Genomic DNA, 24757 nt, shown 5'->3' with positions numbered 1-24757 from the left:
TCTACGTCCTCCGGGACAGGCGGGTGATCGGCTCTGACCTGCGTGTACGGGCGCATGCGGGCATACGCGCGCGTCTTTGCGCAGTATGAGGCAGATACGGGGAAATCCGGCGGTGCTGCGGCTCGGCTAGCCCGCCGGACAGATGGCGCTGGACATGCGGCCGAGGTCGACGTGCCGCCGACTCACCAAGGCAATTCCAGTTCCGGACATGACGGAAGCGTGTCACGGCATTCTGGACACAGTCCAGCTTCGTCCGCCATGCGGACACCATGGTCCCGCTATGTGAGACGAGGGTGTCGTCGGTCACAAGGCGTGCACGGCGTCTTGTCGGCGCAGGTCAGACGCGGTAGGCGCCCGGCCAGGGGCCTGGGGTGGGCGCCTGCGTCATCTCCTCGACCTGCGTGTCGAAGAGCTTGAAGCCCCGGCGCTGATAGTTGTCCATCGCGTGCACACCGTCCAGGCTGCACGTATGCAGCCAGACCCGCTTCGTGGGGGTCCGCCCCGGCCAGCGGTCCGCGAGGTCCCAGGCGCGGGCGGCGCCGTAGGAGAGGAGGTGGCCGCCGAGGCGGCGGCCGCGGAAGGCGGGGACCAGGCCGAAGTAGACGATCTCGACGGCCCCGTCGTCCTGCGGCTCCAGTTCCAGGTACCCGCCGGGCGTGCCACGGTCGTACACGACCCAGGTCTCCACGCCCGGCCGGTCCAGGTGCTCCTGCCACTGCGCGAACGTCCAGTGCAGCCGGTCGATCCAGAGGATGTCCCCGCCCACGGACGCGTACAGAAAGCGGCTGAACTCGGGGGAGGGCACCTCGGAGCGGGCGATCCGCACGTCCCCGTCCGGCGCGATGGCCGGGAGGAGGTCGTGCGGGTCGGTCTGCTCCAGGGACCAGGTGGTCACCGGGATGTTCGTCATGCCCGTCAGGGAATCATCCGGCCGGGGGATCTGTCGATCAGGTGATCAACCGAGCGAGCTGTCGATCGAGTTCAGCGGCAGTGCGAACAGCATCCGCCCGGACACCGACCAGACCTCGCCGGTCTCCTGCCAGTAGGAGAGGGAGTCGGTCTGCGGGCTCCAGCACTGGTGCGTCTCGTCCGCCCCGCACTCGGTGGCCTTGGCGCCGTGCTCGTCCTGGCGCCACATCGAGCCCCGGTCGCCGTCCGTCCTGGCCGCGCCGCCCACGTACCAGGCGGACCCGATCGCGAGCACGCCCCCGGCGCCGTCGATCTTCGTCGTGTACGCCTCCTCGGCACTCGCGCGCCCCGCCGAATCGGTGGCGAGCAGCCCCGCACGCGCGGGATCCCGGCTGAAGGGATAGCGCCACAGATGCTTCGCCCCGCTCGCGACCAGACTGTCCGGCACCGTGCTCCGGTCCAGCGAGAGACCCACGGGCCGTACGGCCTCCTTGCCGCCGGCCAGTCGGTACGACCCGACCGCGGGCAGCACGTACCGGTACCCGGCGGCCGACCAGCCCTCCCGCACCCGGCCGACCGCGGAGGCCGTCACCGTGGTGCGCTGGATGCGGTTCATGTCGTACACGTACAGGGCGTCACGGTTCCCGCTCGTGGTGGTGACCAGGAGTTTGTCCTGGTACCAGACCATGCCGGAGACCTTGGAGGCGAGCCCGCGATAGTCGCGGCCGCCGTCCGTCGGTACGGTCAGGAGGGCCCAGGTGTAGGTGAGATGCGCGGTGTCGGCGGCGTTCACGAAGGCGACCTTGGCCAGGCCGCGGCTGTTCGCGCTCCAGCCGGAGAGGATCACGCGGTTCGAGCCCCACCAGCCGTCCTCGTCGGCGTCGCCCGAGGTGGTGACCGCGCGGGGCGTCCAGGCCGGGTCGGCAGCGTCGCCGCTGTCCCAGCAGTACGCGCGGGTGGCCGCCGGTTCGACGGGCAGCGCCGACTTCTCGTCGGCCGTGCAGTCCGCGGCGTCCCGCAGGGTGTGGTCGGCGCTCTTCAGAACGGTGTCGACGCCCACCGGGCGGCCCATCGCCGAGGCGAGCCGGTCCAGGGACCGCTGTGGCTCCAGTCTCTCCCGCAGCTGCAACGCGCTCAGATCGGAGGCCGAGGTGAGCTGCTTCAGCGCCCCGGGATCCGAACCGACCGTCGCCTGCGAGGCGCTGATCATCGTCGCGGCCGCGGTGAGGCCGAGCGCGGCCCCGGCCAGCACGGCGCGCAGCGCCCTGCCCCGCCTGCGCCGGCGATGTCGCCCACGTGCACTCATAGTGTCCTCCCGAGGCGAGCCAACTGCGCCTGGTGATCCGTGCGTTGACCAGGGAGCAGGTGGGGTGGCCCGTAGGGGGATGCTACGGCAGTCACGGCCCCCTCATGGCTAAGACCCCGCAAATATGCGGAAGATGCAGCCGGACGCGCCTTTTGCGCCACCTGTCCGCAGCAGCCCCTGACCCGCGCCTCCGCCGCCGGCGGGGTCCCGCCGGCCGGGCCGCGGCACATAAACCGACTTCCCCGCTACGGCACTTGGACCGACGTCCGGCCCCTGGTCACCCCGGGTGCCGTCGAGTGCGGCAGCAACTCGCGCGGGTCGTCCGGCAGCAGCACCTCGACCTCCGCGTCCTCGCGGAAGCGGTACGGCCGGTGCTCCAGGAACGCCCCGAGATAGCGCCGTACCCGCGACATCTCGGCACGCACCGTCACCGTGCGGCCGGGGTCGCCGAACATGTCCTCGGCCAGGGCCGCGGCGCTGCGGCCGGTGCGGTGCAGGGCGAGGAGGTAGAGCAATTCGGCGTGCCGGGGGCTCAGTTCATGGGTCCAGGCGCCCGCGCTGCCGGAGACCGTCACCGACCAGCGGCGCGGCAGTGCCAGGTCGAGGGCGATGCGGGTGGCCGCGCAGGGCCCCGGTTCGTCGGCGGCGCGGATCAACCAGCCCCCGGCCAGCGGCTCCAGGGAGCACAGCCCGAGCGACGGCAGCCAACGGCGGCCTCCGGAGGGCGACTTGGGCAGCGCGATCCGCTTCACGTACGGCATCCCGGTGACCGCGGCGGTCCAGCCGTCCCGGTCCACCACCAGGGCCCGGCCGCCGATGCGGGGCAGGATCGGCGCCGCCACCGCGCGCAGCCGCTCCAGCGAGGTCATGTGCAGCTCGCGCAGCCGGGCCTCGGCGAGCTTGGCCACCGAGTCGACCCAGGCGAGGGTGGCCGGGTGCATGGTCTCCAGCGGGCCGCTGACGTCGACGACCCCGATCAGCCGGCCGTCCCTGGGATCGGTGATCGGGGCGCCCGCGCAGGTGAACGCGGCCAGCGCACGCGAGAGATGCTCGCCGGCGAAGACCTGCACGGGCCGTCGTACGACCGCCGGGGTGCCCACGCCGTTGGTGCCGATGACGTCCTCGCGCCAGTCGGTGCCGACCTCGATGCCGACCTCGTCGGCCTTGCGCAGTACGGCGGCGCTGCCCTCCCGCCACAGCGTGCGGCCCTCGTCGTCGGCGACCAGCACGATGTGGTGGGCGGCGTCCGCGACCGACACCAGACCCTCCCGCAGCACCGGCAGGACGTGCCTCAACGGGCTTGTGCCGCGCCGCCGTTCGACCTCCTCGCGGGAGAGCAGCCCGGTCCGCAGATCACGGTCGGGGCGGGTCCCGCCGCGTAACGCGCGCTCCCAGGACTCCTCGATCACCGGGCGCGGAGCGGTGCGGGCGCGCTGTCCGAAGGGCGTGGCGTGCCGGGCGTCGCTCAACATCCGGGCCGTCCGCGCCGCTTCGAGGGTGGTGCGCTGCGGCAGTCCGGCCGGCGGGTTCGCCATGGGTCCTTCTCTCCGGTCCCGTTATCGACTGTTGGTCTCATAGTGCCGCTCCGCGGTGACGGAGGGAGACAGTCCGGACACAGAAGCGGCCAAGTTGCAACCCTCTGCAACCCTGGTGAACAGCCGTACGGTGTCTGAAACTTGTCCCAGCTGCGAGGGTGGTGCCGTGTCGGCGCAGCACCACCCTCGCGTTGTGCCGGTGCGGTTCAGACCGCCGGGCGGGCCCGTTCCGCGATCGAGGTCAGGTCCAGGCTCGGCGGCAGGGTGCCGAAGGCGGAGCCCCAGTCGCCGCCCAGCCTGGAGGCGCAGAACGCGTCGGCGACCTCCGTCGGCGCGTACCGGACGAGCAGCGCCCCTTGCAGCACCAGCGCCATCCGCTCGACCACGCGCCGGGCGCGGCCCTCGATGCCCTCCAGGTCGGCGAACTCGGTGAGCAGGTTCTTCATCGCCCCGTCCAGCCGGTGATCGGCGCCGCGCACCCGGCCGACCTCGACCAAGAAGGCGTCGAGGGCCTGCGGTTCACGTTGCAACGCCCGCAGGACGTCGAGGGCCTGGATGTTCCCTGCACCCTCCCAGATCGAGTTGAGCGGCGACTCCCGTACCAGGCGCGGCAGTCCGGACTCCTCGACGTATCCGTTGCCGCCCAGGCACTCCGCCGCCTCGACCGCGACCGGCGAACAGCGCTTGGTCACCCAGTACTTGGCGGCCGGTACCGCCAACCGCAGGAACGCCAGCTCCTGTTCGCCACCGTCGTCGTAGGCCGCCGCGAGCCGCAGCGCGAGCGTGGTGGCCGCCTCCGACTCCAGGGCGAGGTCGGCCAGCACGTTCCGCATCAGCGGTTTGTCGAGGAGCTTGCCGCCGAACGCCTCGCGGTGGGCGGCGTGATGGACCGCCTGCGCGACGGCCTGCCGCATCAGACCGGCCGAGCCGAGCACACAGTCGAGCCGGGTCGCCGCGACCATCCCGATGATGGTCCGCACCCCGGCCCCCTCGTCGCCGACCCGGCGCGCCCAGGTGCCGTCGAACTCGACCTCGGCGGAGGCGTTCGACCGGTTGCCCAGCTTGTCCTTGAGCCGCTGGAGGAGGAACACGTTGCGGGTGCCGTCCGCCAGCACCCGGGGCACCAGGAAACAGGTCAGCCCGCCCGGAGCCCGCGCCAGCACCAGGAAACCGTCGGACATGGGCGCCGAGCAGAACCACTTGTGGCCGGTCAGCTCGTACGTCCCGTCCTCGGCGAGCGGGTGCGCGGCCGTCGTGTTCGCGCGGACGTCGCTGCCGCCCTGCTTCTCCGTCATGCCCATCCCGAAGACCACCCCGGCCTTGAGGTGGGCGGGCCGCAGCTCACGGTCGTAGACCATGGACGTCAGCCGGGGCTCCCACTCGGCGGCGAGCGCGGGGTCGGCACGCAGCGCGGGCACCGCCGCGTGGGTCATCGACAGCGGGCAGACGTTGCCCGCCTCGACCTGGGTCCAGACCAGCAGCCCGGCGGCCCGGCGGACATGTCCCGCCGGGCGGTTCCAGGCGGCGGTCAGCCCGGCCGCCACTCCCTTGCCGAGCAGCCGGTGCCAGGCCGGATGGAACTCGACCTCGTCGATCCGGTGGCCGTAGCGGTCGTGGGTGCGCAGACCCGGGGGGTTGTCGTTGGCCTGCGCACCCCACTCCTGGACCTGGGCCGAGCCGGCGGCGCGGCCCAGCGCGGACAGGTCGTCGCGGACCTCGTCCAGCAGTCCGGGAGCCGTGTGCCGCTCCACCGCCGCCGTCAGGACACGGTCGGCGGTGAAGACGTCGTGACCGACCAGCGGGGGAGTCTGGTTCGTCACGGTGTGGGTGGTGCGTGCCATGGCTGGAACCTACCCGTGGGGACGGCGGTGGTCTGGATCTCCACCCTGCGGTGCGGTGGATCTCCACCCTGGCACAACCGCCGCAGCCGTCAGGCCGAGCGGGACATGGCCGCCAGCATCGCGGTCTCGGGCGCCTCCTCCTCCAGCCAGCCGGTGCGGTAGACGGTGTCCAGATAGCGTTCGCCCAGGTCAGGGGCGATCGCCACGGCCGTGGTGCCGTGCCGGCCGTTGCGGGCGAGCCACTGCTCGGCCCCGCTGACGACCGTGCCGGTGGACCCGCCGAACAGGAAGCCCCGCGCGGCCAGCCGACGGCAGGCCTGCACGGTGTCCGGCTCCTCGACATGGATCACGTCGTCGATGTACGACGTGTCGAGGAAGGCCGCCCCCACGCTGGTGCCGAGCCCGGGGATCATCCGGGGCCTCGCCTCCCCGCCGAAGGTGACCGAGCCGACGGCGTCCACGGCGACGATCCGCACCCGGCGCCGCCACTGCCAGAACCAGCGCGCGCAGCCCATCAGCGTCCCGGTGGTGCCGGCGCCGACGAACAGCACGTCCAGCTGCGGGAACCGGCGGGCGATGGCGGGTGCCGTGGTGCGGTAGTGCGCCCGCCAGTTCCCTTGGTTCGTGTACTGGTTGAGCCACACGTACCGGTCGTCGGAGGCGCACAGCGCCCGCACGTACGCGATCCTGGCGCCCAGGAAACCGCCGTGCGCGTCGGGTTGGTCGATGACGTGGACCCGGCTGCCGAGCGCCTCCATCAGCTGCACCGTCGGTACGTTGCACCGTCTGTCGGTGATGCAGAGAAACCCGTAGCCGCGGCTCGCCGCGAGCACGCTCAGCGCCACCCCCAGGTTGCCGGACGACGACTCGACCAGCACCGAGCCGGGCCGCAGGATGCCGGCCCGCTCGGCGGCGTCCACCATCTCGGTGGCGGCCTTCAGTTTCACCGAGCCGGCGAAGTTGAACCCCTCGCACTTCAGATAGAGCGGCAGTTCCAGCGCTGCCCGCAGGTCGACGAAGAGGTCGTCCTCGTTGAACTCCGCGGGATCGGAAATAACAGCCATGTTTTCCCCCTAGTGGTGCGCCACGATCGCCGTCAGCCGTACCGGCGCAGCTCGTGGAAGAACCCGTCGACGACGTGGAGTTCGCCCCGTCGAACCACTTCGTCATGGACGAACCTGCCGACCGCGAGGTCGAGCACCCCCAGCCCGAAGGGCGAGAACACCACCGTCCGGTCGGTCGGTACGCTCACGCGACCTGTCAGTACGTCGTCCAGCGTGCCGTCGATGAACTCCCGCCCCCCGGTGACCTGTTCGGCCAGGTGCGGTGACGTGTCGGCCTTCAGGCAGTGCTCGACGTCGTCCACGAAGTTCGCGGACGCGAGCAGGATCGCCGGGTCGAGATCCCGCAACGACACGTGCAGGACCAGCGGATGATGGTCGAACCAGGCCGGATCGTGCACATGCGGCGAGCCGGCGATCGTCGCGAACACCAGCAGGTCGCTGGAGCGGACGAGGCCTTCGATCTTGTCGTGCACCGCGACCCGCCCCGGCGCGCCCGACCGCTCCAGATAGCCCCGGAACCCCTCCGCGCTGTCCGCGGACAGGTCGTACACACCCGTCTCCTCGAACTCCCAGCCGGTGGCCCGGAGATGGGTGTGGATGTAGCGGGCGATCAGGCCCGTCCCCACGAACCCGACCCGCAACGGCCGCGTCCGCCCCTGGCTGAGCTTGTCGGCCGCGAGGGCCGCCGAACTCGCCGTACGGGTCGCGCTGATCACCGAACTCTCCAGGCAGGCGTACGGATAGCCGGTGTCCGGGTCGTTGAGGATCAGTACCGCCGAGGCCCTGGGCAGCCCGGACCCGGTGTTCCCGGGGAAACTGGAGATCCACTTCAGCCCGTCCACCCGCGACGGCCCCCCGAGCGACGCGGGCAGCGCGATGATCCGGGACGACGGACGGTCCGGGAAGCGCAGGAAGTACGACGGCGGGTTCACCGACTCGCCCGCGCCGTGCAGCCGGTAGGTGGCCTCCACGAGGGCGGCGATCTCCGACTCCCGCCCGGTCAGGGCCTGTTGGACCTGTTCGCCGCTGATGACCGAGAACGACGGTGTGTCGATGCTCATGCCGCCCTCCCGCCGGCCGACGGGGCGAGGTCCGTCAGGCGCACCGGATCGCCGAGCCCGGCGAGCACCTCGCGCGGCCCCTCGAAAGGCTCCCTGCCGTGCGCGGTACGGATGTTGTCCACCAGCAGCAGATCCCCGGAGCGCCACGGCTCGCGCCGCACGTGCCGGTCGTAGGCCTCGTTGATGGTCGTCACGATGTCCGCGTCGATCGGATCGCCGTTCCCGAAGCGGGTGTTGAAGGGCAGTGCGTCGGCGCCGTAGACGTCGACCAGGTATTCGCGCACCTCGGGCTCCATCGTCCACTCGTTCAGGAAGGCGATCTGGTTGAACCAGCAGCGGCGGCCGGTGACCGGGTGGCGGAGCACGGCGGCGCGGCGCTGGCGGGTGCGCAGCGAACCGTCGTGCTGCCAGGCGAACTCGATGCCCTGGGTGCGGCAGTAGCGCTCCACGACGGCCCGGTCGTCGGTGCCGAAGGCCTCGGCGACCGACGCCCCGATCTCCTCGTGGTACGTCCGCGTCAGCAGCCAGCCCTCCCGCTCGAACCGCTCGACGAGCGGCGCGGGCAGCGACTGGAGCACGGCCTCGGCGTCGGCGACCGGGGTCGCGCCGCCCTGTGTCGGTGCCTCCAGGCAGGCGAAGAGCAGCAGGCCGGGGAACTCCAGGGCGTAGCTCAACTCGTGGTGCTGGCACATCGGTTGGTCGGTCGGCCACTTCGTGGCGGAGTACACGCCCTCCGCGTACGTACGGCGGGGCGCGAACGGCTCCCGGTCCGCCATCAGGGAGTCGGTGAGCCGCCGGAAGACGGTCTCGGCCCCGGCCGGGTCGGCGAGGCCGAGTCCGCGGACCAGGACGCAGCCGTGCTCGGCGACGACGGACCGCAGCCCGTCACGGTGCCCGGCGGCCCAGCCGACCGGGTCCGCGCCGACGTCGGCGTGCAGCAGCGGTGGACTGTCCGGGCTCAGGGCCACGGAGTTGAGCAGCGTCGCGGAAGAGAGCGACATCTCGGTGTTCCTTTCGGTGGTGCTGTCGTTCGTTCGGCCGGGGGTGCGGCGGGTCTCAGGAGGAGACGGGCGGGTCCAGCAGTCCGGCCAGGTCCGCGAGGACCGGGTGACGGGTGACGTCCTTGAGGCTGATCGCCCGGTCGAGGGCGACCGCCAGCTTCACCGCGGCCAGCGAGGTGCCGCCGCGGTCGAAGAAGTGGTCCTGGCGGCCGATCCGTTCGGCCGGGATGCCCAGCACCACCGCCCAGGCCGCCGCGAGCCGGCGCTCGGCCGGTGTGTCGGGCCCGTCGCCGACCGCGTCCAGGTCGCCGGCGAGCGCGGTGAGCGTCCGGCGGTCGGTCTTGCCGTTGGCGGTCAGCGGCAGCGACGCCCGCCAGTGCACGACCGACGGCACCATGTACGCGGGCAGCGACTCGGCGAGCCGTTCGCGCACGGCCGCGGCCTCGACCGGCCGCGCACCCGTGCAGAACGCCACCAGCTGCGTCCCGCGCACGACGACCACCGCGCCGTCCCGCACCCCGTCCACCCGCAGCAGCGCGTTCTCGATCTCGCCGATCTCGATGCGGAAGCCGCGGATCTTCACCTGGCTGTCCCGGCGCCCCAGGAACTCCAGCTTGCCGTCCGGCCGCCAGCGCCCGTGGTCACCGCTGCGGTACAGCCGCTCACCGGGCCGGTACGGGTCGTCGGTGAACGCCGCCCGCGTCCGCTCGGGATCGTTGACGTACCCCCGGCCGACGCACACACCGGAGAACACGATCTCGCCGGGCGCCCCCAGCGGCACGGGCACCAGATCCTCGTCGACGACGTAGACCCGCACGTTGGAGACGGGCCGCCCCAGCGGGACGCGGTCCCCGTCCGGTGCCCGGTCCATGACCTCGTGGTTGGTGTCGTCCGAAGTCTCCGTCAGGCCATAGGCGTTGACGAGCCGCACCCCGGGCCGAGCGGTGAACCAGCGCTCCACGAGCTCCTTCTTCACGGCCTCCCCGGTGACCGACACACAGCGCAGATCGGGGAGTTCACGCGGCTGCCGCTCCAACTCGGCCAGCACGGCCTCCAGATACGACGGCACGACCTGGAGCACGTTCACGCGCCCCGCCTCGATCGTGTCGACGAACCGCGCCACGTCCAGGATCACGTCCTGCTCCACCAGCAGCGTCCGCCCGCCCACGAGCGGCGCGCAGACCAGCTGCCACAGGGAGATGTCGAAGCACTGCGGCGCGGTCTGCGCCACCACCTGCCCGGCACCGATCCCCAGGTCGTCGAGCTTCGCGAACACGTGGTTGAGGAAACCCGCGTGCTCGCACATCGCGCCCTTGGGCTCACCCGTGGAGCCGGACGTGAAGTAGATGTAGGCGAGTTGACCCGGTGACACCGCGATACCGAGATCGCCGTCCGAGTGGCCCTCGGCGTACGCCTCGTCGACGTAGAGCGTCCGGTCGGTCGGGTCGCCCAGCGCGCCGTCGCTGCCGCGCTCGGTCAGCACCAGCTCGCATCCGGCACGTTCGAGGACCCTCGCCACCCGGTCGGCCGGGAAGTGCGGCTCGACGGGCAGGTACACCCCGCCCGCCTTGAACACGGCGAGCACGGCGGCCATCCAGTCCAGGTTCCGCTCCAGCACCACGGCGACGACACCCTCGCGGGTCAGCCCCCGGGAGAGCAGCGCCCGACTCAGCTGGTTCGCCCGGGAGTTGAGCTCCCGGTACGTCCACCGCCGGTCCCCCTGGACGGCGGCGACCGCGTCCGGATGCGCCGACACCCGTTCCTCGAACAGCTCGTGCACCCGCCGCTCGGGCAGCTCGCGCCGTGGACCCGCCAACTCGTCGAGCTGGAAGCGGAGTTCGGCGTCCGACAGCAGCACCGGCCGGTCCGGCTCGGTCAGCGCGGTCAGGTGATAGCCCGCGATGCGGGCGGCGGCCCCGGCGTCGAGGACGTCGGTGCGGTAGCGCAGCCGCAGCGTGCGGCCGGTGACGCTCACCTCCAACGCCGGGTCCTCCTCGGCGGGTTCGCCGGACAGCGCCCCGAGGACCTTGGCGTGGGCGACTTCCAGTGCGGCGGGCTCGATCGACAGCCCGTCGGGCAGGGACACTTCGTACTCCGCCACACCGGGCACCGGAGCGAGCGTCCACCGCGGAATGATCTCCATCGTTCTCTTCCCCCTGTTTCCTTCCCCCTACGGCACGAGCCGTCAGGGAGTCATGTGCTGTCCGGCGCGCCGTGGCGCCACCGCCGGATTCCCGCCCCACCGGGACCGCGCGGGCATCTCCTCGCCCTTCATCAGGAAGGAGTCGGGGGCCAGTTCGGCCCCGTCGCCCATCGACACGCCGTAGTGCACGAGCGCACCCACCCCGAGGGTGCAGCCGGCGCCGATGGTGATCATCTCGGACTTGAAGGTGCCGTCCTCCTGCGAGTGCGACTGCACCTTGGTGTGCGCCGACAGCGTGCAGTCGTCGCCGATCGCGGTCAGGGTGCGCTCGGTGATGTAGGCGCCGTCGTCGAAGACGCGCTTGCCGATCCGCACGCCCAGCAGCCGCCAGATCAGGTTCTTGAACGGCGTGCCGTTGAACACCTGCATATAGGTGTCCGGCACCTTCCACAGCCGCTCGTGCCACCAGAAGTACGGGTCGTAGATCGAGCACAACTTGGGCTCCAGCGGCCGGAATCCGCCGACCAGGCGCTCCACCAGCACGTAGTACCCGGCGGTGAAACCGAGCCCGAGCATCAGGGACGCGCCGATCAGCAGCCCCCCGCCGATGCCCTCGCCCCCGTACAGGTCGATGGCGGCGAAGCCGAAGACGGTGAGCACGAACCAGTGCAGCCAGCGCACGAACAGGTACAGGCCCATCGAGCGCAGGTTGGAGCGGTTCTTCGCGGCCAGCCGGCGCTTCAGCTCGTCGCCCTCGCGCAGATGGTCGAAGCGGCTGTCGCGTTCCACCGAGCGCGGGATCTCGAAGCACGGCGAGCCCAACAGTCCGACGCCCTCACGGAGTTCGCCGTCGAGCGGCACCATCACCTTCGTGGCGAGCAGACAGTTGTCGCCGGTGCGGCCCCCCGAGGGGTACGCGATGTTGTTGCCAAGGAAGTTGCGCGGTCCGATCGAAGCGCGCGACAGCCTGAACGACGTGCTGGAGAAGTCCGCGTTGACGATCGACAGACCGTCCGCGACCATCGTCCCGCTGCCCACGGTGGCCAGATACGGCGTCTCGTGCTGCACCTCCGTACCGAAGTTGGAGCCGGTCTGCTCCACCTCGCCGAGGTCGTAACCGATGGCCTTCAGATAGCCGACGATGTACGAACTGTCCCCGAGCAGCCACTTGAAGAACTTCAGGTTGGTCATCCGCGCCACCGCGCGCTGCACCGAGTAGTGGAAGCCGTACAGCGGATACACCCGGTCGGGGCGCAGCAGCGGACGCAGCAGCCTCGGTACCAGGGACACGGCGGTGAAGCCGAGCACGACGAACCCCACGAACGCCACCAGCGACAGGGCCAGCGCCTCGCCGTAGAACCGGGCGGAGTCGAGGTCCTTGGTGTTCGGATCCAGCAGGTGGTCGAGGGCCGGGACCACGGTCAGCAGCATGTAGGTGCCGCCGAGCCCGAGCGGGACGTAGAGCAGCAGCATCTGCAGGACGGCGCCCAGGCCGTAGCCGAAGCGGCGCGGTGTCGAGCAGTCCGCGTGCGGGACCCGGACGTAGTCGACGTCCGTGGCCTGCGCCGGGGAGCCGTGCACGCGCTGCCCCGCCGGGACCTCGGCGCCGTCGTACAGGGCGGAGGAATGGCCGAGTTGGGACCCGTCGCCCATGACCGTGCCGATGTCGAGGACGGTCTTCTCACCGACGTACACCTCGCTGCCGAGGGTGACCCGGCCGGTGCGGATACGGCCGGCGCGCGCCTGGTAGCAGAGGAAGAAGGTGTCCTTGCGGATGACCGTTCCGTCTCCGATGGTCAGCAGGTCGGTGCAGACCGGTACGGAATGGGACAGGATCGTGACGCCCTTGCCGATCCGGGCGCCGAGAGCGCGCAGATACAGGACGTAGACCGGGTTGCCGGCGAACAGGATCATCGGGTTGGCGTGCAGGAGGGCCTTGACGGTCCAGAACCGGACGTAGGCGAGTCCCCAGACCGGGAATTCGGTCTCCTTCCAGCGGCCCACGAGAACCCACTTGGCCACCACCGGCACCGTGCAAACACCGACGAACACCGCGCCGCCGAATATCGCGGACCGCAGATATACCTGGATCACCCCGTCCCCGCCGGACACCCATTCGTAGCCCTGCCCCGTGACCATCCCGGTGAGCACGCAATAGACGGCGAAAATGATGAACTGAAGTGCCCCGCACAGCAGATAGCGGGCCGTGCTCCCGGCCGGCGGCGGCTCCGCCTCGACCGGTGCGACGGGCTCGGGTGTGTCGGCGAGCGCCGCCGCCAGACTGCGGATCGTCGGATATCCGTAGACGTCCCGCATCGACACCGACGGCAGATCCTCGCGTTTCCTGACCCGGGCGCAGAAGTGCGCCATCACGAGCGAGTTGGCGCCCAGGTCGTCGAAGAAGTGACTGTCGAGGGGTATGGCTTCCTTGCGTACGACACCGGCCAGGACCTCCGCGAGGACGGTCTCGGTGACGGTGCCGGGTTTTCCCACCACGTGGCTCCTTGGTGCTGATCGTCGCCTTTGAATTGTCAAAGACGAATACGGTGGAGTCGCGCCCGATGTTCACGGCAGGGGAATATCAATAAGCACGCGAAACGGGTGAGGTGAATGGGAATTCGTGAGAATGGAGTTCCGCATTGTGTACAGAGTTGCCATTTGTACGAGGCTCTGGTCCTGAGCCTTTTGATTCCCCCGAGTCGTGTGCGCTGACGTCGCCCCAACGCGCGCAACGAATGCAGTCCGGATTATTTCTGGACATTCTAGGACGGGTCAAGACTGTTTCGGTCAATGGCGCTTTTTCGTCTTCGCCGGCCGGGGTGCGGGTCAACATGAATTGACGGTCGAAGTCCTCACCGGGACACTCTCCGAAACGGCCGTCGAAGTATCGAATGCGGCTTCGATTTTCGGTGTGATTATTTTCGGCCATCGCGAGCATGACACGACCGCCCCCGAGGGCCTCCCGCCCGGCCGACGCCCCCGGGGGACGAGCGCATCCCGGCGCGGCGGATACCTTTAGGGCGTGCAGTCAGCAAGTGAACCCCCCGAGCGGCCCTCCAGCCGGTTCCACCGGGCGCGTGCCCTCTACCGGAACGTCTCCAAGCGCAGGACCGCCTGGCTGCTGGTCAAGGACACCGTCAACTCCTGCATGGAGTACCGCATCCTGGGCCTCGCGGCCGAGGCCGCGTTCTTCACGCTGCTGTCCGTGCCGCCGCTCCTGCTGAGCCTCATCGGCCTGCTCGGCTACGTCGACAGCTGGACCGGCGCCGACAGCATCGCCGGCCTGGAGAACAACATCCTGGAGGCGTCCCGCACGGTCCTGTCCGACAAGGGCGTGCACGAGATCGCCCAGCCGATCCTGCACGACGTGATGAAGGGCGGCCGGCCCGACGTCATCTCCATCGGCTTCCTGTTCGCCCTGTGGTCGGGCTCCCGCGCGGTCAACGTCTTCATCGACACCATCACCGTCATGTACGGCCTCGACGGCGTGCGCGGCATCGTCAAGACCCGGATCGTGTCCTTCGCCCTGTTCGTCGCGGCCCTGCTGATCGGTTCGGTCGCGCTGCCGCTCATGGTGGCCGGGCCGGACGCCGTGGTGAACGTGGTGCCGTGGTCGGAGACGGTCGTCCAGGTCCTGTACTGGCCGGTTGTCATCGTCCTGTCCATCGTCTTCCTGACGACGCTGTACCACGTGTCCGTGCCCGTCCGCTCCCCGTGGATCGAGGACGTGCCCGGCGCCCTGGTCGCCCTCGCCATGTGGGTCCTCGGCAGCTACCTGCTGCGCATCTACCTCACCAGCACGGTCGAGGGCCCCACCATCTACGGCTCCCTCGCCGCGCCCGTCGCCGTCCTGCTGTGGATCGGCGTCTCCGCGTTCGCCGTCCTCGTCGGCGCCGCCGTCAACGCGGCCATCGACCGCGTCTGGCCCGCCGCCGCGACCGCCGCCGCCCGCGCCGCCAACGAACGCCGCCAGGACGAGCAGGTCGCCGAGTACGTCGCCCGCATGGCCGCCGTCCGCTCCCGCGACGGCGAGGACGACGACGACCCCGACGACTCCTACATGCCCTCCGAGTTCCCGGAACGCTGGTCCCGCTTCCTGCCTCCGGAAGACGTGACGTCACGGCTCCGTACCCACGCCAAGAGCACTCACAAGGGGAACGGGGACTCTCAGTCACCGGACAAGTGAAGCGTCCCTGAAAGGGGCGCGGGGCTGTATCGATTTGCGGCTCCGCCGCGCGGGCGCGACCAGCCACGACGGACTCGCGGACTACGTACCGGCCGGCCAGCCGCAGCCAACCCGCAGCCTACGAACCGGGCTTCCAGACCCCCGCCGCCGCAGCCTCCCGCACGAACTCCGAGAAGTCCCGCGGCTCCCGCCCCAGCACCTCCTGAACCCCCTCGGAGAGATACGAGTTCCGCCCATCCAGCAGCGACTCGAACAACTCCACCAGAAACTCGACCTCCTCCGCCGGCACCCCGAACCCCGCGAGCATCTCCCCGTACTGACGGGCCGAAACCGCTCGATACGTCAGCTCACGACCGGTCACCGCGGCAATCTCGGCGACCGCCTCCCCGAAGGTCAGCAGCCGCGGCCCGGACAACGTGAGCGCCTGCCCCACGTACCGGTCCCCGGCCGTCACCGCCGCGACGACCACGTCCGCGATGTCCCGCACATCGACGAACGGCTCCCGCACCGAACCACCGGGGAACACCAGTTCCCCACTCTCCCGCAACCCCTCCACCAGCGGCCCCTCGCTGAAGTTCTGCGCGAACCACGACGCCCGCACGACCGTCCAGTCCGCCCCCGACCCCCGCAGTGCCTCCTCGGTCGGCCGCGCCCGCTCCTCACCCCGGGACGACAGCAGCACCAGCCGCCGTACGCCCAGCCCGACCGCCTCCTGAGCGAGCAGTCCCACCGCGAGTCCCGCTTCCGGCGCCCCGACGTCCGACGGGTAGACGAGATACGCCGCGTCGGCGCCCCGCAGGGTCTCCGCCCACGTGGACCGGTCCGCCCAGTCGAACCCCTGGGCCCGCGAGGCCGCCCGCACGGTCAGCCCCGCGGCCCGCGCGGACTCCGCCACCCGGCGCCCGGTACGCCCCGAAGCGCCGGTCACCACAATCGTCATGTTCTGTGCATTCTGTGTCATGCCATCCAGTCAACGCCCCCGCGCGAGCACGGACCATCGCTGAACGGCTCATTCCCATAATCGCCCGTCTACGCTGGCCACATGGACGCCCTTGCAGGCCTTCTGGAGGGTCCACGCGCGCGTGGCGCCTTCATGATCCGCGCGTGCTTCGACCCGCCGTGGGCGGTACGCGTCGAGGACCGCGCCCCGCTGACGGTCATGCTCATGGTCCGCGGCGACGGCTGGATCACCCCGGACACGGGGGAGCGGATACGACTGCGGGCCGGCGACCTCGCCATCGCCCGCGGCCCCGACCCGTACACCTGCGGCGACGCCCCCGGCACCACCCCGCAGGCCGTGATCCTGCCCGGCGGAGAGTGCCACTACCCCGACGGCACCCCCCTCAAGGGCTCCATGGACCTCGGCGTCCGCACCTGGGGCGACCGCCTCGACGGCTCCACGGTGATGCTCATCGGCACCTACCTCATGCGCGGCGAGATCAACGGCCGCCTCCTGGACGCCCTCCCACCCCTCCTCTCGCTCCCCTCCGAGGTGTGGGAGTGCCCGCTGACCCCGCTTCTCATGGAGGAGATCGTCCGCGACGAACCCGCCCAGGAGGTCGTCCTGGACCGCCTCCTCGACCTCCTCGTCATCGCCGCCCTGAGGGCCTGGTTCTCCCGCCCGGAGGCGGACGCCCCGGCCTGGTACCGCGCACTGGCCGACCCCGTCGTCGGCAGGGTCCTGCGCCTCCTCCAGGACGACCCCGCCCACCCCTGGACGGTCGCCTCCCTGGCCGCCAAGGCGGGCGTCTCCCGCGCGGCCCTGGCCCGCCGCTTCACCGACCTGGTCGGCGAACCCCCGATGTCCTACCTCACCGCCTGGCGCCTCGCCCTCACCGCCGACCGCCTCCGCGACACCGAGGACACCATCGGCGCGATCGCGCGACAGGTCGGCTACGGCAGCGCGTTCGCCCTGTCCAGCGCCTTCAAACGGGTCTACGGCGTGAGCCCGCAGGAACACCGGACGCGGGCGGGACAGCAGCGCCGGTGGGCGTAGCCTTTCGACCGTGTACGTGGAGAGGGCGTCCCGGCTGCCGGGCGCGGTGGTCTGGAGCCGAACCATCGAGGCCACCGCCGTCGACCCGGTCCACCCCGTCCTGCCCGACGGCTGCATGGACCTCCTCTGGAACGAGGGCCGCCTGCTGGTCGCGGGCCCCGACACCCGCGCGTACGTCCCCGGGAGCGCCCCCGCGCACTGGGCGGGCATCCGCTTCGGCCCCGGCACCGCCCCCGCCTACCTGGGCGTCCCCGCACACGAACTCCGCGACCGCCGGGTCGACCTCACCGACCTCTGGCCCGCCGCGACGGTACGCCGGCTGACCGCCCGCATCGCCAACTCCCCCGACCCGGCCACCGCGTTGGAGGAACTGGCCCTGCACCGCGCCACCGAGACACCCCCACCCGACCCGCTCCTACGACACCTCGTGGCGGCCCTCGACACCGGTCGCCCCGTCGCCGCCACCGCCGACGAACTCGGCCTCGGCGCCCGCCAGTTGCACCGCCGCTCGCTCACCGCCTTCGGCTACGGCCCCAAGACCCTCGCCCGGGTCCTGCGCCTGCAACGCGCCCTCGCACTGGCCCGCGCCGGAGTGCCGTTCGCGGAGACGGCGGCCCGGTCCGGTTACGCGGACCAGGCCCATCTCGCCCGGGACGTCAAGGAGTTGGCGGGGATGCCGCTGGGGCGGCTGCTCGGCCGGGCCGACTGAAGCAGCCGTATCGGCTTCAGGCGGACGGCAGCGCGGCGAAGAGGTCCACGCCGTTGCCGTCGGGGTCGTGCACGACGGCGTACCGCTGGCCCCAGAAGGCGTCCCACGGCTTGAGTTCGCCGTGGTGCCCGGCGCCGGTCAACTCCTCGTAGACCCGGTCGACTTCGGCGGGGTCGTCGCAGAGCAGGGCGAGCGCGGCCCGACCGCTGCCGCTGGGTGACCGCCAACCCGGGTGGAACGAGCGGACGGTGTCCTCCGTGTCCAGCAACAGCCGTAGCCCACCGGGGAGTTGGGCCTCGGCGTGCGGCTGGCTCTCGGCATCCTCGGGGAACCCGAACCCGAGCCGACGGTAGAAGGCGACAGAGGCGGCCATGTCGGAGACGACCAGGCCGATCGCGTCGAATCGTGGAGTCATGGGGCAACGGTAGGCGGGGTGGGCCGGCCGGTCTTGCAGGAATCGGACACGGTGGTCGTGTCGGGGCGGCCGCTCAGCGGAAGGCCACCGGTCCGCGCGGAGTGTCCAGCGTGAAGGAGAGGCCCACCGGCCCGGTTGCCACCACCAGCTCCGCGCCCACCGCCGACAGCAACGGGCGGATCTCGTCCGGGACCGGGGCCGTCGCGGTCAGCTCCAGCAGGGGTGCGACGGGCAGGCCCGAGGCGGTCGGATGGGGCGAGGAACTCCAGTCGATGAGGAACGGCACCAGGCCGGAAGGGTGTGCCGTGTCCCCGTCGGTGAGCCGCCACTCCAGCAGCGTGCCGTCGGGCCGGCGGCGGCTCATCGCCCGCACCGGCCCGGGGTCGTACCCCTGGGCTCGGGCCGCCGCGACCGCCGCGTCCAGGTCGGGCGGGGCGATCGCCCAGGTCACCGTTCGGGCGACGGTCAGCCCGTCGACACCGAAGGGACGCGGACCCGACGGCTCGGACTGCTCCGGGTCAGGACCGATGATCTCCAGATACCGGGAACCACCCAGCGAGACAAGGTGGTTGCGGGTACCGAGCCCGACATGGGCACCGCCCACGACCGGCGCGATGCCCGTGCGCTCGGTGAACTCGGCGACCGTCGCCGCCAGTTCGGGGGTCGCGAGGACGAGGTGGTCGAGGCGTGCGGGAAGGGCGTTCATCCCCACCGAGGCTACGCGGCGGGCCCGCGCCACAGGAGGGAAAAGTCCCCCGGCCGCGGAACACCTGTACGGCAGGATGGGCACATGATCCGCACTGCGCGCCCCCTGCCGCTGCTGTTGCTGTCGGTGCTGCCCCTGCTGCTCGCGGGCTGCGGCACGGAGCAGGCGGGCGCGGGTGCGGGAACCCCCGAGGCCTCGTCCACCACGGCCGATGTCACCGCCACGTCCGCCGAAATCGCGTCCCGGGCAGGGTCGTTGGGCTTCGACCCCGACCTCGTCTACGTCATCGACCCTCCCGGGTTCACTCTCGCCGAGCAGTCGGTCGGCGTATCGGACGTCGGTCTCTCCATCGCGTACACACAGCTGAAGACCGGCGCCGTGATCACCCTGCGCGTGGAGCCGGGCGCGATGACCGACGCGAACTGCGCGACGCAGGCGGCGATCAGCGTGCCCATGACCTGCGTACGCGACGGGAACGCCTGGTACCGCACCGGGGGCGGGGAGATCGAGTACGTGCTGGCGCAGAAGGGCCACCTCGTGCACGTCGGCGCCCAGCAGGGCAGGGTGACCCGCGCGGTCCTGCACCAGGCGGCCCAGTCCCTCCGCCGTCCGTACAAGAGCGAACTCCCGGTCGTCCTCCCGCCGGCCCGCACGGCCACCGCCCCCGTGCAACGCGGCGACCTGCCCGCGAACGGGGACGGGGCGCCCGACAACGAGGTGGGCAAGGGCGGTTGAGCGCACGCCGTGACGGGGCAGCGGCCCTGCTCAGCCGGCCGGGCGCCACCGGAACCAGTGGTCGACCCCGTCGAACCGGTAGCGGTCGTCCCCGTCGTCGAACCGCACCTCACCCACGAGCCGACGGGCACCGTCCGGCGCCTGACGGTGCGGCGCGAGGAGCAACTGTAGTTCGTCGTAGCGGGCGTCGACCCCTCCGTCCGCCGGATACTGCTCCAGCCCGGCATCGGAAAGCTGGTACCTGATGAAGATCGCCCACTGCTCGCGCTCCAACGCCACCGCCGCCTCGCTCGCGGGCCACACGAGGTACTCGTCGGCCTCGTCGGCGCGGTCGTACTCCCGTCCCTCGTAGTAGTGCGGGACACCGCCGACGAGCGCGAGTCCCTTACGCGGCCCGTCGTACCACTCCAAGTCCACGTACGTGGGCTCGAAGCCGTCCGCGACCAACTGCTGCTTGTCCCATGACATGGCCATACCGGCAGGCTACTGACCGGCGGCCCCCGCAGTCACGGTCACGATCTACGGCCGGCCGGCGCCCCCGTACTCGCCCGTTCCACCAGCCGTGTCGACAACTCCGTCCGGGTCCCCTCCGGCCGGTCCCCGTCCATCAGCCGGAGCAGCAACCGCAGTGCCGTGGCGGCCATCTCGGAGAGCGGCTGGCGGATCGTGGTCAGGGCCGGGGTGACCCAGCGGGCCTCCGGAAGGTCGTCGAAGCCGACCACGCTGATGTCGTCCGGGATGCTCAACTCCCTTTCCGCCAGGGCCTCGTAGACCCCCAGAGCCATGCGGTCGGAGCAGACGAAGACGGCCGTGGGCGGTTCGGGCAGGTCGAGGAGTTCGTGCATCCGGGTGCGGGCCATGGCCTGGTCAAAGCCGCCGTGGCGGATGTACTCGGGGCGGACACGCACACCGGCGGCGGCGAGCGCGGAGCGGTAGCCGGAGACGCGGGCACTGCTGCACATCTTGTGGCGGTGGCCGGCGATGACGGCGACGCGTTCGTGTCCCAGGGAGAGCAGGTGCTCGGTCGCCGTCACCCCGCCCTGCCAGTTGGCCGCGCCGACCGACACCACGCCCGGCGGCGGTTCGTGCACGGGGTCGATCATCACGAACGGGATGCGGTGCTGGTCGAGCCACGAGTACTGGGACGACGTCAACTCCGCGAGATTGAACAGGACTCCGGCCGAACCCCGCCCGACCAGCTTGTCCAGCCAGCCCCGTTCGGGCCGGTCGGCCCGCGTCCGGGTGAGCCCGGCCGAGACCACGACCTCCAGACCGGCCTCGTACGCCGCCTCTTCCGCCCCGTGCAGCACCGCCCCCGACCACGAACTCTCCAGCGAGTGGACCACCAGATCGACCATCCGCGGCGCCTTGCCCGCGTCGAACCGCGGCCGGCGCACATACCCGAGCCGCTCCAGCGCCTCCGTCACCCGCCGCCGCGTCTCCGGTGCCACGTCCTCCCGGCCGTTGACCACCTTGGACGCCGTCGGCACGGACACCCCCGCCTCCCGGGCCACGACCGCCAGCGTCGGCCCTGCCGTCACGCTCGCGCTCCCCGTACGGACCATCGGGTACCGCCTCTCCGGCCCGCCCGAGGGCCATCGAAAGTTTCGACCAGCGCTGCTTCCCCGACTCGATCACCAGTCATCCAGAAAGCGCTTCCTACGATAGGTGCGCGTCAACACGTCGGGAAGACCAGGGGATTCACACGATGGCGCCGACCCGATCTTTCGAAACCCCGAACAGGGGAGAAAGCGTCACCTTCGGGTCACTCCGCTGTGCACGTCAGCCGGAAACCCGCGAAGTCCGCCGCGAACGCGCCCTCGACCAGATCCCACGCGTGGATGCCCGCCGTCGCACCGGTGAACCGCAGCCGCGACCCGTGGTCGTCGGACAGCCGGCTGAAGTCCAGCCCCGGCCCGACCGCCGTCCGCACCCCCTCCCGCACATACCAGAACCGCGCGTCGGCCCCCTCGACCGTCACCCCCAGCACCACGGGAGCACGGACATCCACCTCTACGACGGCCACCTGCCGGGTGCCGTCCTCGTCCCGCTCCACCAGACTCAGCACCGTACGGCCACCACCCCGCCACTGCTGCCCCCGCTGCCCCTCACCCTCGGGTTCGGCCCAGGTCAGATGCAGGCTCAGATACGCCTCGGCGCCGTACCAGAGCACCAGCCCCGCCGCCTGCGTGAACGTCAACGGCCGTGCGTCGAGCGTGACTTCGGCCTCCGCGCGATGCTCCGTGATCCGCTGGGCGAGCAGACTGTGCGCCCACCGCGACTCCGGCCCGTGCCGCCCGCGCAGCCTGATCCAGCCGGGGCGGGTGGTCGTGTCCGCCCAGGACGGGTCCGGGTACGCGCGCGGACTGCTCCACGGCCAGCCCAACGGCCCGTCGACGGGCGCGACTTGGTCGGATGGGGCGAGGCTCGACGGTACGTCCACCTCGACCGCCGGCTGCCAGCCGCCCTGCCGCAGTCTCGGCCAGCCGTCCGCGTCCCAGGTCACGGCCTGGATCGCGGTCTCCCGGCCCAGGGTGCACCGCGGCCCGTCCGGAGTCTGCACCGGCCGCGCCGCCAGATGGCTCAACACCCACTCCCCGCCCGGCAGTTGGACCAGCTCGCCGTGGCCCGCCTTCTGTAACGGCACCGACGGGTCGTCCCGTGACGTCAACAAGGGGCGGTCGTCGAGCTCGTACGGACCGGTGACCGTACGGCTGCGCGCCACCCGCACCCCGTGCTCGTAACCCGTGCCACCCTCCGCGAGCAGCAGGTGGTACCAGCCGCCCCGCCGCACCAACTTCGGCCCCTCGACGAGCCGTTCGTGCTGGAGCAGCAGATGGGTGACGCCGATCGGGGCGAGCGTGTCGCGGTCCAGCTCGGTGGCGACGATGCCCGCGAAGCGGCGGCCGCCGGGGCGACAGTCGTTCTGGAGGTTGAGCAGCCACAACCGGCCCTCGTCGTGGAACAGCGCCGGGTCGAAACCGTGGCTCGCCACCCGCCGCGGGGCCGTCCACTTCCCGGCCACGTCCGTCGCCGTCGTCACGTAGGTGTCCAGGTCGAAGTACGGCGTGCCGACCGAGCGGACGATCGAGTACGTCATCCAGAACCGCTCGCCGTCCCAGCTCAGCGAAGGCGCCCAGACACCGCCCGAGTCGGGGACCCCGGCCAGGGAGTCGCCGGGGACCGCGCCCCGGACGTGGCCCGCGTACTGCCAGTCGGCCAGGTCGTGGGAGCGGTGGATCGGGATCGTGGGGAACCACTCGAAGGAACTGGTCGCCACGTAGTACCAGGCGCCGACCCTGACCATCGACGGGTCGGGGGCGAAACCACGGACAACAGGGTTGTGCAGCAAGGTCACTTGAGGGCTCCCAGGGTGACCCCGGTGCGCCAGTAGCGGCGCATCGCGACCATCATCACGGCCATCGGGACGATGGAGAGGAGTGCGCCGGTGAGGACCAGGCTGGTGAGGTCGACGCCCGACTCCATGCGTTTGCCGGACCAGTTGTAGAGGCCGAGGTTGAGCGTCCAGTTCTCCTCGCCGCGCAGCACGGTCAGCGGGAGGAAGAAGGCGTTCCAGGTGTTCACGAAGGCCAGGAGGAAGACTGTCGCTCCGCCCGTCGTCATCATCCGCAGCACGATGCTGAAGAAGATACGGAGCTCGCCCGCGCCGTCGAGGCGTGCGGCTTCCAGGAGTTCGAAGGGGACCGTGGCCTCCGTGTAGACCTTGGCGAGGTAGACGCTGAACGGGTTGATCAGGCAGGGGATCAGCATCGCCCAGGGGGTGTCGACCAGGCCGATCTTCGAGAACATCAGGTACAGCGGGAGCGTGAGCAGCGCGATCGGGATCAGGAACGAACCCACCACGCACGCGAACACCGCGCTGCGGCCCGGGAATTCGAAGCGCGCCAGGCCGTAGCCCGTCGCTAGGGCGATGAGTGTGCCGCCGAGGGAGCCGACGCCCGCGTACAGGAACGAGTTGGCGGTCCAGCGCAGGAAAATGCCGTTCTCGTAGGTGAAGACCTGACGCACGTTCGCCCACAGGTGCAGGCCGGAGAACCAGAGACCGTTGCTCTGGTACAGGCCCGTGCGGTCCTTGGTCGCGGCGACGATCAGCCACCACACCGGGAACAGGCTGTAGGCACTGGCCAGGACCAGACCGACGAGCAGGAAACGCTGGCCGCCGCGTGAACGGGCCGCCGGATCGGGCTTGTTGAGGCGCCGGACCTGATGGGCGTTCCGGCGTTCTTCGGTGAGGGTCATCAGTCGGCCTCCTTCGCGGTGAGCCGGTAGAAGAGGAAGGAGGCGAGGCCGAGGATGAGGGCGAGGAGGACCGAAAGGGCCGCCGCGTAGTGGTAGTTGCCCGCGTTGAACGCCTGGTTGTAGATGATCATGATGGGTGTGAAGCTGTCGTCGACCGTCTGGGGGGTGACGTTCCGGAACAGCGCCGGCTCGTTGAAGATCTGCAGCATCTGGATGATCGAGAGCATCCCGGTGAGCACCAACGCCCCGCGCACGTAAGGGATTTTGATGCTCGTCGCGACCCGGAACTCGGAGGCGCCGTCCAGCCGGGCCGCCTCGAACAGGTCGCGGGGGACGCCCTGGAGCGCGGCGTAGATGATCACCATGTTGTAGCCGATGCCGTGCCAGGTCAGCAGGTTGCCGATGGACGGCCACACCATCGAGGGCGCGAAGAAGTTCCAGGACAGCCCGAACACCTTGCCCAGCGGCGTCAACGGACCGACGTCCGGGCTGTACAGGTTGATCCACACGATCGCCGCGACCACGCCGGGGATCATGTACGGCACGAGGAGGAAGATCCGGAACCGGCCCGCGGCCTTCGAGGACAGCGCGTCCAGGAACAGTGCCAGCAGCAGGCTGACGAGCAGCATCACCGGGATCTGCACGCACGCGAACAGCACCACGCGCAGTACCGAGTTCATGAACGCCGAGTCGGTCAGGCCCTGTTGGTAGTTGTCCAGGCCGGAGAACCGCTGCGTGGAGCCGCCGAGGCCGAGCCCCGACTGGTGCTCCACGAACAGCGACTCGTAGACGGCGTACCCGATCGGTATCAAGTACAGGAAGACAAAGCCGAGTTGGAAGGGCACCGTGAACGCGGCACCCTTCCAGCGCTGGGAGCGGATCATCGGCGC

At 70.8% G+C, this 24757-nt stretch carries 22 protein-coding genes; 4 read left to right on the top strand and 18 right to left on the bottom strand.

Annotated elements, in window-relative coordinates; genetic code table 11:
- Positions 1–126: 126 nt before the first annotated feature.
- From OG714_RS13130 to OG714_RS13085, 10 genes are all read right to left on the bottom strand, one after another.
- The gene (locus OG714_RS13130; protein ID WP_309500612.1) at positions 127–210 is read right to left on the bottom strand and encodes a putative leader peptide; all 84 of its coding nucleotides are present in this window, start codon (positions 208–210) and stop codon (positions 127–129) included.
- Positions 211–337: 127 nt separating this feature from the next.
- The gene (locus tag OG714_RS13125; protein WP_406120722.1) at positions 338–910 is read right to left on the bottom strand and encodes a GNAT family N-acetyltransferase; all 573 of its coding nucleotides are present in this window, start codon (positions 908–910) and stop codon (positions 338–340) included.
- Between the two features lie 45 nt (positions 911–955).
- Positions 956–2215 (bottom strand): hypothetical protein, encoded by a 1260-nt coding sequence (locus OG714_RS13120; RefSeq protein WP_406120720.1) that lies wholly within the window; start codon positions 2213–2215, stop codon positions 956–958.
- Between the two features lie 245 nt (positions 2216–2460).
- The gene (locus OG714_RS13115) at positions 2461–3750 is read right to left on the bottom strand and encodes a GAF domain-containing protein (RefSeq protein WP_406120718.1); all 1290 of its coding nucleotides are present in this window, start codon (positions 3748–3750) and stop codon (positions 2461–2463) included.
- A gap of 206 nt (positions 3751–3956) precedes the next feature.
- A complete protein-coding gene (locus tag OG714_RS13110; RefSeq protein WP_406120717.1) occupies positions 3957–5591 on the bottom strand; it encodes an acyl-CoA dehydrogenase family protein in 1635 nt (544 codons plus the stop codon).
- Between the two features lie 89 nt (positions 5592–5680).
- Complete coding sequence (gene sbnA, locus OG714_RS13105; protein ID WP_406120715.1) at positions 5681–6655, bottom strand: 2,3-diaminopropionate biosynthesis protein SbnA; 975 nt, start codon at positions 6653–6655, stop codon at positions 5681–5683.
- Between the two features lie 32 nt (positions 6656–6687).
- Positions 6688–7716: a 2,3-diaminopropionate biosynthesis protein SbnB gene (sbnB, locus tag OG714_RS13100; RefSeq protein ID WP_406120713.1), complete on the bottom strand. Its 1029-nt coding sequence runs from the start codon at positions 7714–7716 to the stop codon at positions 6688–6690.
- Complete coding sequence (locus tag OG714_RS13095) at positions 7713–8717, bottom strand: TauD/TfdA family dioxygenase (protein ID WP_406120712.1); 1005 nt, start codon at positions 8715–8717, stop codon at positions 7713–7715. Before OG714_RS13095 ends, sbnB begins: the two co-directional genes overlap by 4 nt.
- Positions 8718–8772: 55 nt before the next feature.
- Entirely contained in the window at positions 8773–10860 is a 2088-nt protein-coding gene (locus OG714_RS13090; protein WP_406120711.1) for a non-ribosomal peptide synthetase, read from the bottom strand.
- A gap of 42 nt (positions 10861–10902) precedes the next feature.
- Entirely contained in the window at positions 10903–13353 is a 2451-nt protein-coding gene (locus OG714_RS13085; RefSeq protein WP_406131804.1) for a Pls/PosA family non-ribosomal peptide synthetase, read from the bottom strand.
- A gap of 529 nt (positions 13354–13882) precedes the next feature.
- Between OG714_RS13085 and OG714_RS13080 the strand changes: the two genes are divergently transcribed.
- The gene (locus OG714_RS13080; protein WP_406120710.1) at positions 13883–15046 is read left to right on the top strand and encodes a YihY/virulence factor BrkB family protein; all 1164 of its coding nucleotides are present in this window, start codon (positions 13883–13885) and stop codon (positions 15044–15046) included.
- A 118-nt stretch (positions 15047–15164) separates the two neighbouring features.
- Here the strand turns inward: OG714_RS13080 and OG714_RS13075 are convergent, their stop codons facing one another.
- On the bottom strand, positions 15165–16007 hold the full coding sequence (locus OG714_RS13075) for an NmrA family transcriptional regulator (protein WP_406120708.1): 843 nt from the start codon (positions 16005–16007) through the stop codon (positions 15165–15167).
- Between the two features lie 81 nt (positions 16008–16088).
- Here OG714_RS13075 and OG714_RS13070 point away from each other — a divergent pair, with 81 nt between their 5' ends.
- Both OG714_RS13070 and OG714_RS13065 read left to right on the top strand, forming a co-directional pair.
- Positions 16089–17042: an AraC family transcriptional regulator gene (locus tag OG714_RS13070; RefSeq protein ID WP_406120706.1), complete on the top strand. Its 954-nt coding sequence runs from the start codon at positions 16089–16091 to the stop codon at positions 17040–17042.
- Between the two features lie 10 nt (positions 17043–17052).
- Positions 17053–17751 carry a helix-turn-helix domain-containing protein gene (locus tag OG714_RS13065; RefSeq protein ID WP_406120704.1) on the top strand — a complete coding sequence of 233 codons (699 nt, stop codon included), beginning with the start codon at positions 17053–17055 and terminating at the stop codon, positions 17749–17751.
- Positions 17752–17767: 16 nt separating this feature from the next.
- Here the strand turns inward: OG714_RS13065 and OG714_RS13060 are convergent, their stop codons facing one another.
- A complete protein-coding gene (locus tag OG714_RS13060) occupies positions 17768–18166 on the bottom strand; it encodes a VOC family protein (RefSeq protein WP_406120702.1) in 399 nt (132 codons plus the stop codon).
- Between the two features lie 73 nt (positions 18167–18239).
- A complete protein-coding gene (locus tag OG714_RS13055; protein WP_406120700.1) occupies positions 18240–18872 on the bottom strand; it encodes a VOC family protein in 633 nt (210 codons plus the stop codon).
- Positions 18873–18956: 84 nt separating this feature from the next.
- On the opposite strand from OG714_RS13055, the gene OG714_RS13050 reads away from it, so the two are divergent.
- The gene (locus OG714_RS13050; RefSeq protein WP_406120698.1) at positions 18957–19607 is read left to right on the top strand and encodes a hypothetical protein; all 651 of its coding nucleotides are present in this window, start codon (positions 18957–18959) and stop codon (positions 19605–19607) included.
- 30 nt (positions 19608–19637) lie between these two features.
- On the opposite strand, the gene OG714_RS13045 is transcribed toward OG714_RS13050, so the two are convergent.
- The 5 genes from OG714_RS13045 to OG714_RS13025 all read right to left on the bottom strand — a co-directional run bounded on the left by OG714_RS13045 (position 19638) and on the right by OG714_RS13025 (position 24751).
- Positions 19638–20081 carry a hypothetical protein gene (locus OG714_RS13045; RefSeq protein ID WP_406120697.1) on the bottom strand — a complete coding sequence of 148 codons (444 nt, stop codon included), beginning with the start codon at positions 20079–20081 and terminating at the stop codon, positions 19638–19640.
- Positions 20082–20119: 38 nt separating this feature from the next.
- Positions 20120–21172 (bottom strand): LacI family DNA-binding transcriptional regulator, encoded by a 1053-nt coding sequence (locus tag OG714_RS13040; RefSeq protein WP_406120695.1) that lies wholly within the window; start codon positions 21170–21172, stop codon positions 20120–20122.
- Between the two features lie 200 nt (positions 21173–21372).
- Entirely contained in the window at positions 21373–22965 is a 1593-nt protein-coding gene (locus OG714_RS13035) for a family 43 glycosylhydrolase (RefSeq protein ID WP_406120693.1), read from the bottom strand.
- Positions 22962–23867 carry a carbohydrate ABC transporter permease gene (locus tag OG714_RS13030; protein ID WP_406120691.1) on the bottom strand — a complete coding sequence of 302 codons (906 nt, stop codon included), beginning with the start codon at positions 23865–23867 and terminating at the stop codon, positions 22962–22964. The genes OG714_RS13035 and OG714_RS13030 overlap by 4 nt, the downstream gene beginning before the upstream one ends.
- A complete protein-coding gene (locus tag OG714_RS13025) occupies positions 23867–24751 on the bottom strand; it encodes a sugar ABC transporter permease (protein WP_329349048.1) in 885 nt (294 codons plus the stop codon). The genes OG714_RS13030 and OG714_RS13025 overlap by 1 nt, the downstream gene beginning before the upstream one ends.
- Positions 24752–24757: the final 6 nt, after the last annotated feature.

It is taken from the genome of Streptomyces sp. NBC_00989, from assembly GCF_045162655.1.
Lineage (GTDB): Bacteria > Actinomycetota > Actinomycetes > Streptomycetales > Streptomycetaceae > Streptomyces.
The sequence above is the reverse complement of the archived record's forward strand: the minus strand, read 5'-3'. Positions and strand labels throughout refer to the sequence as shown.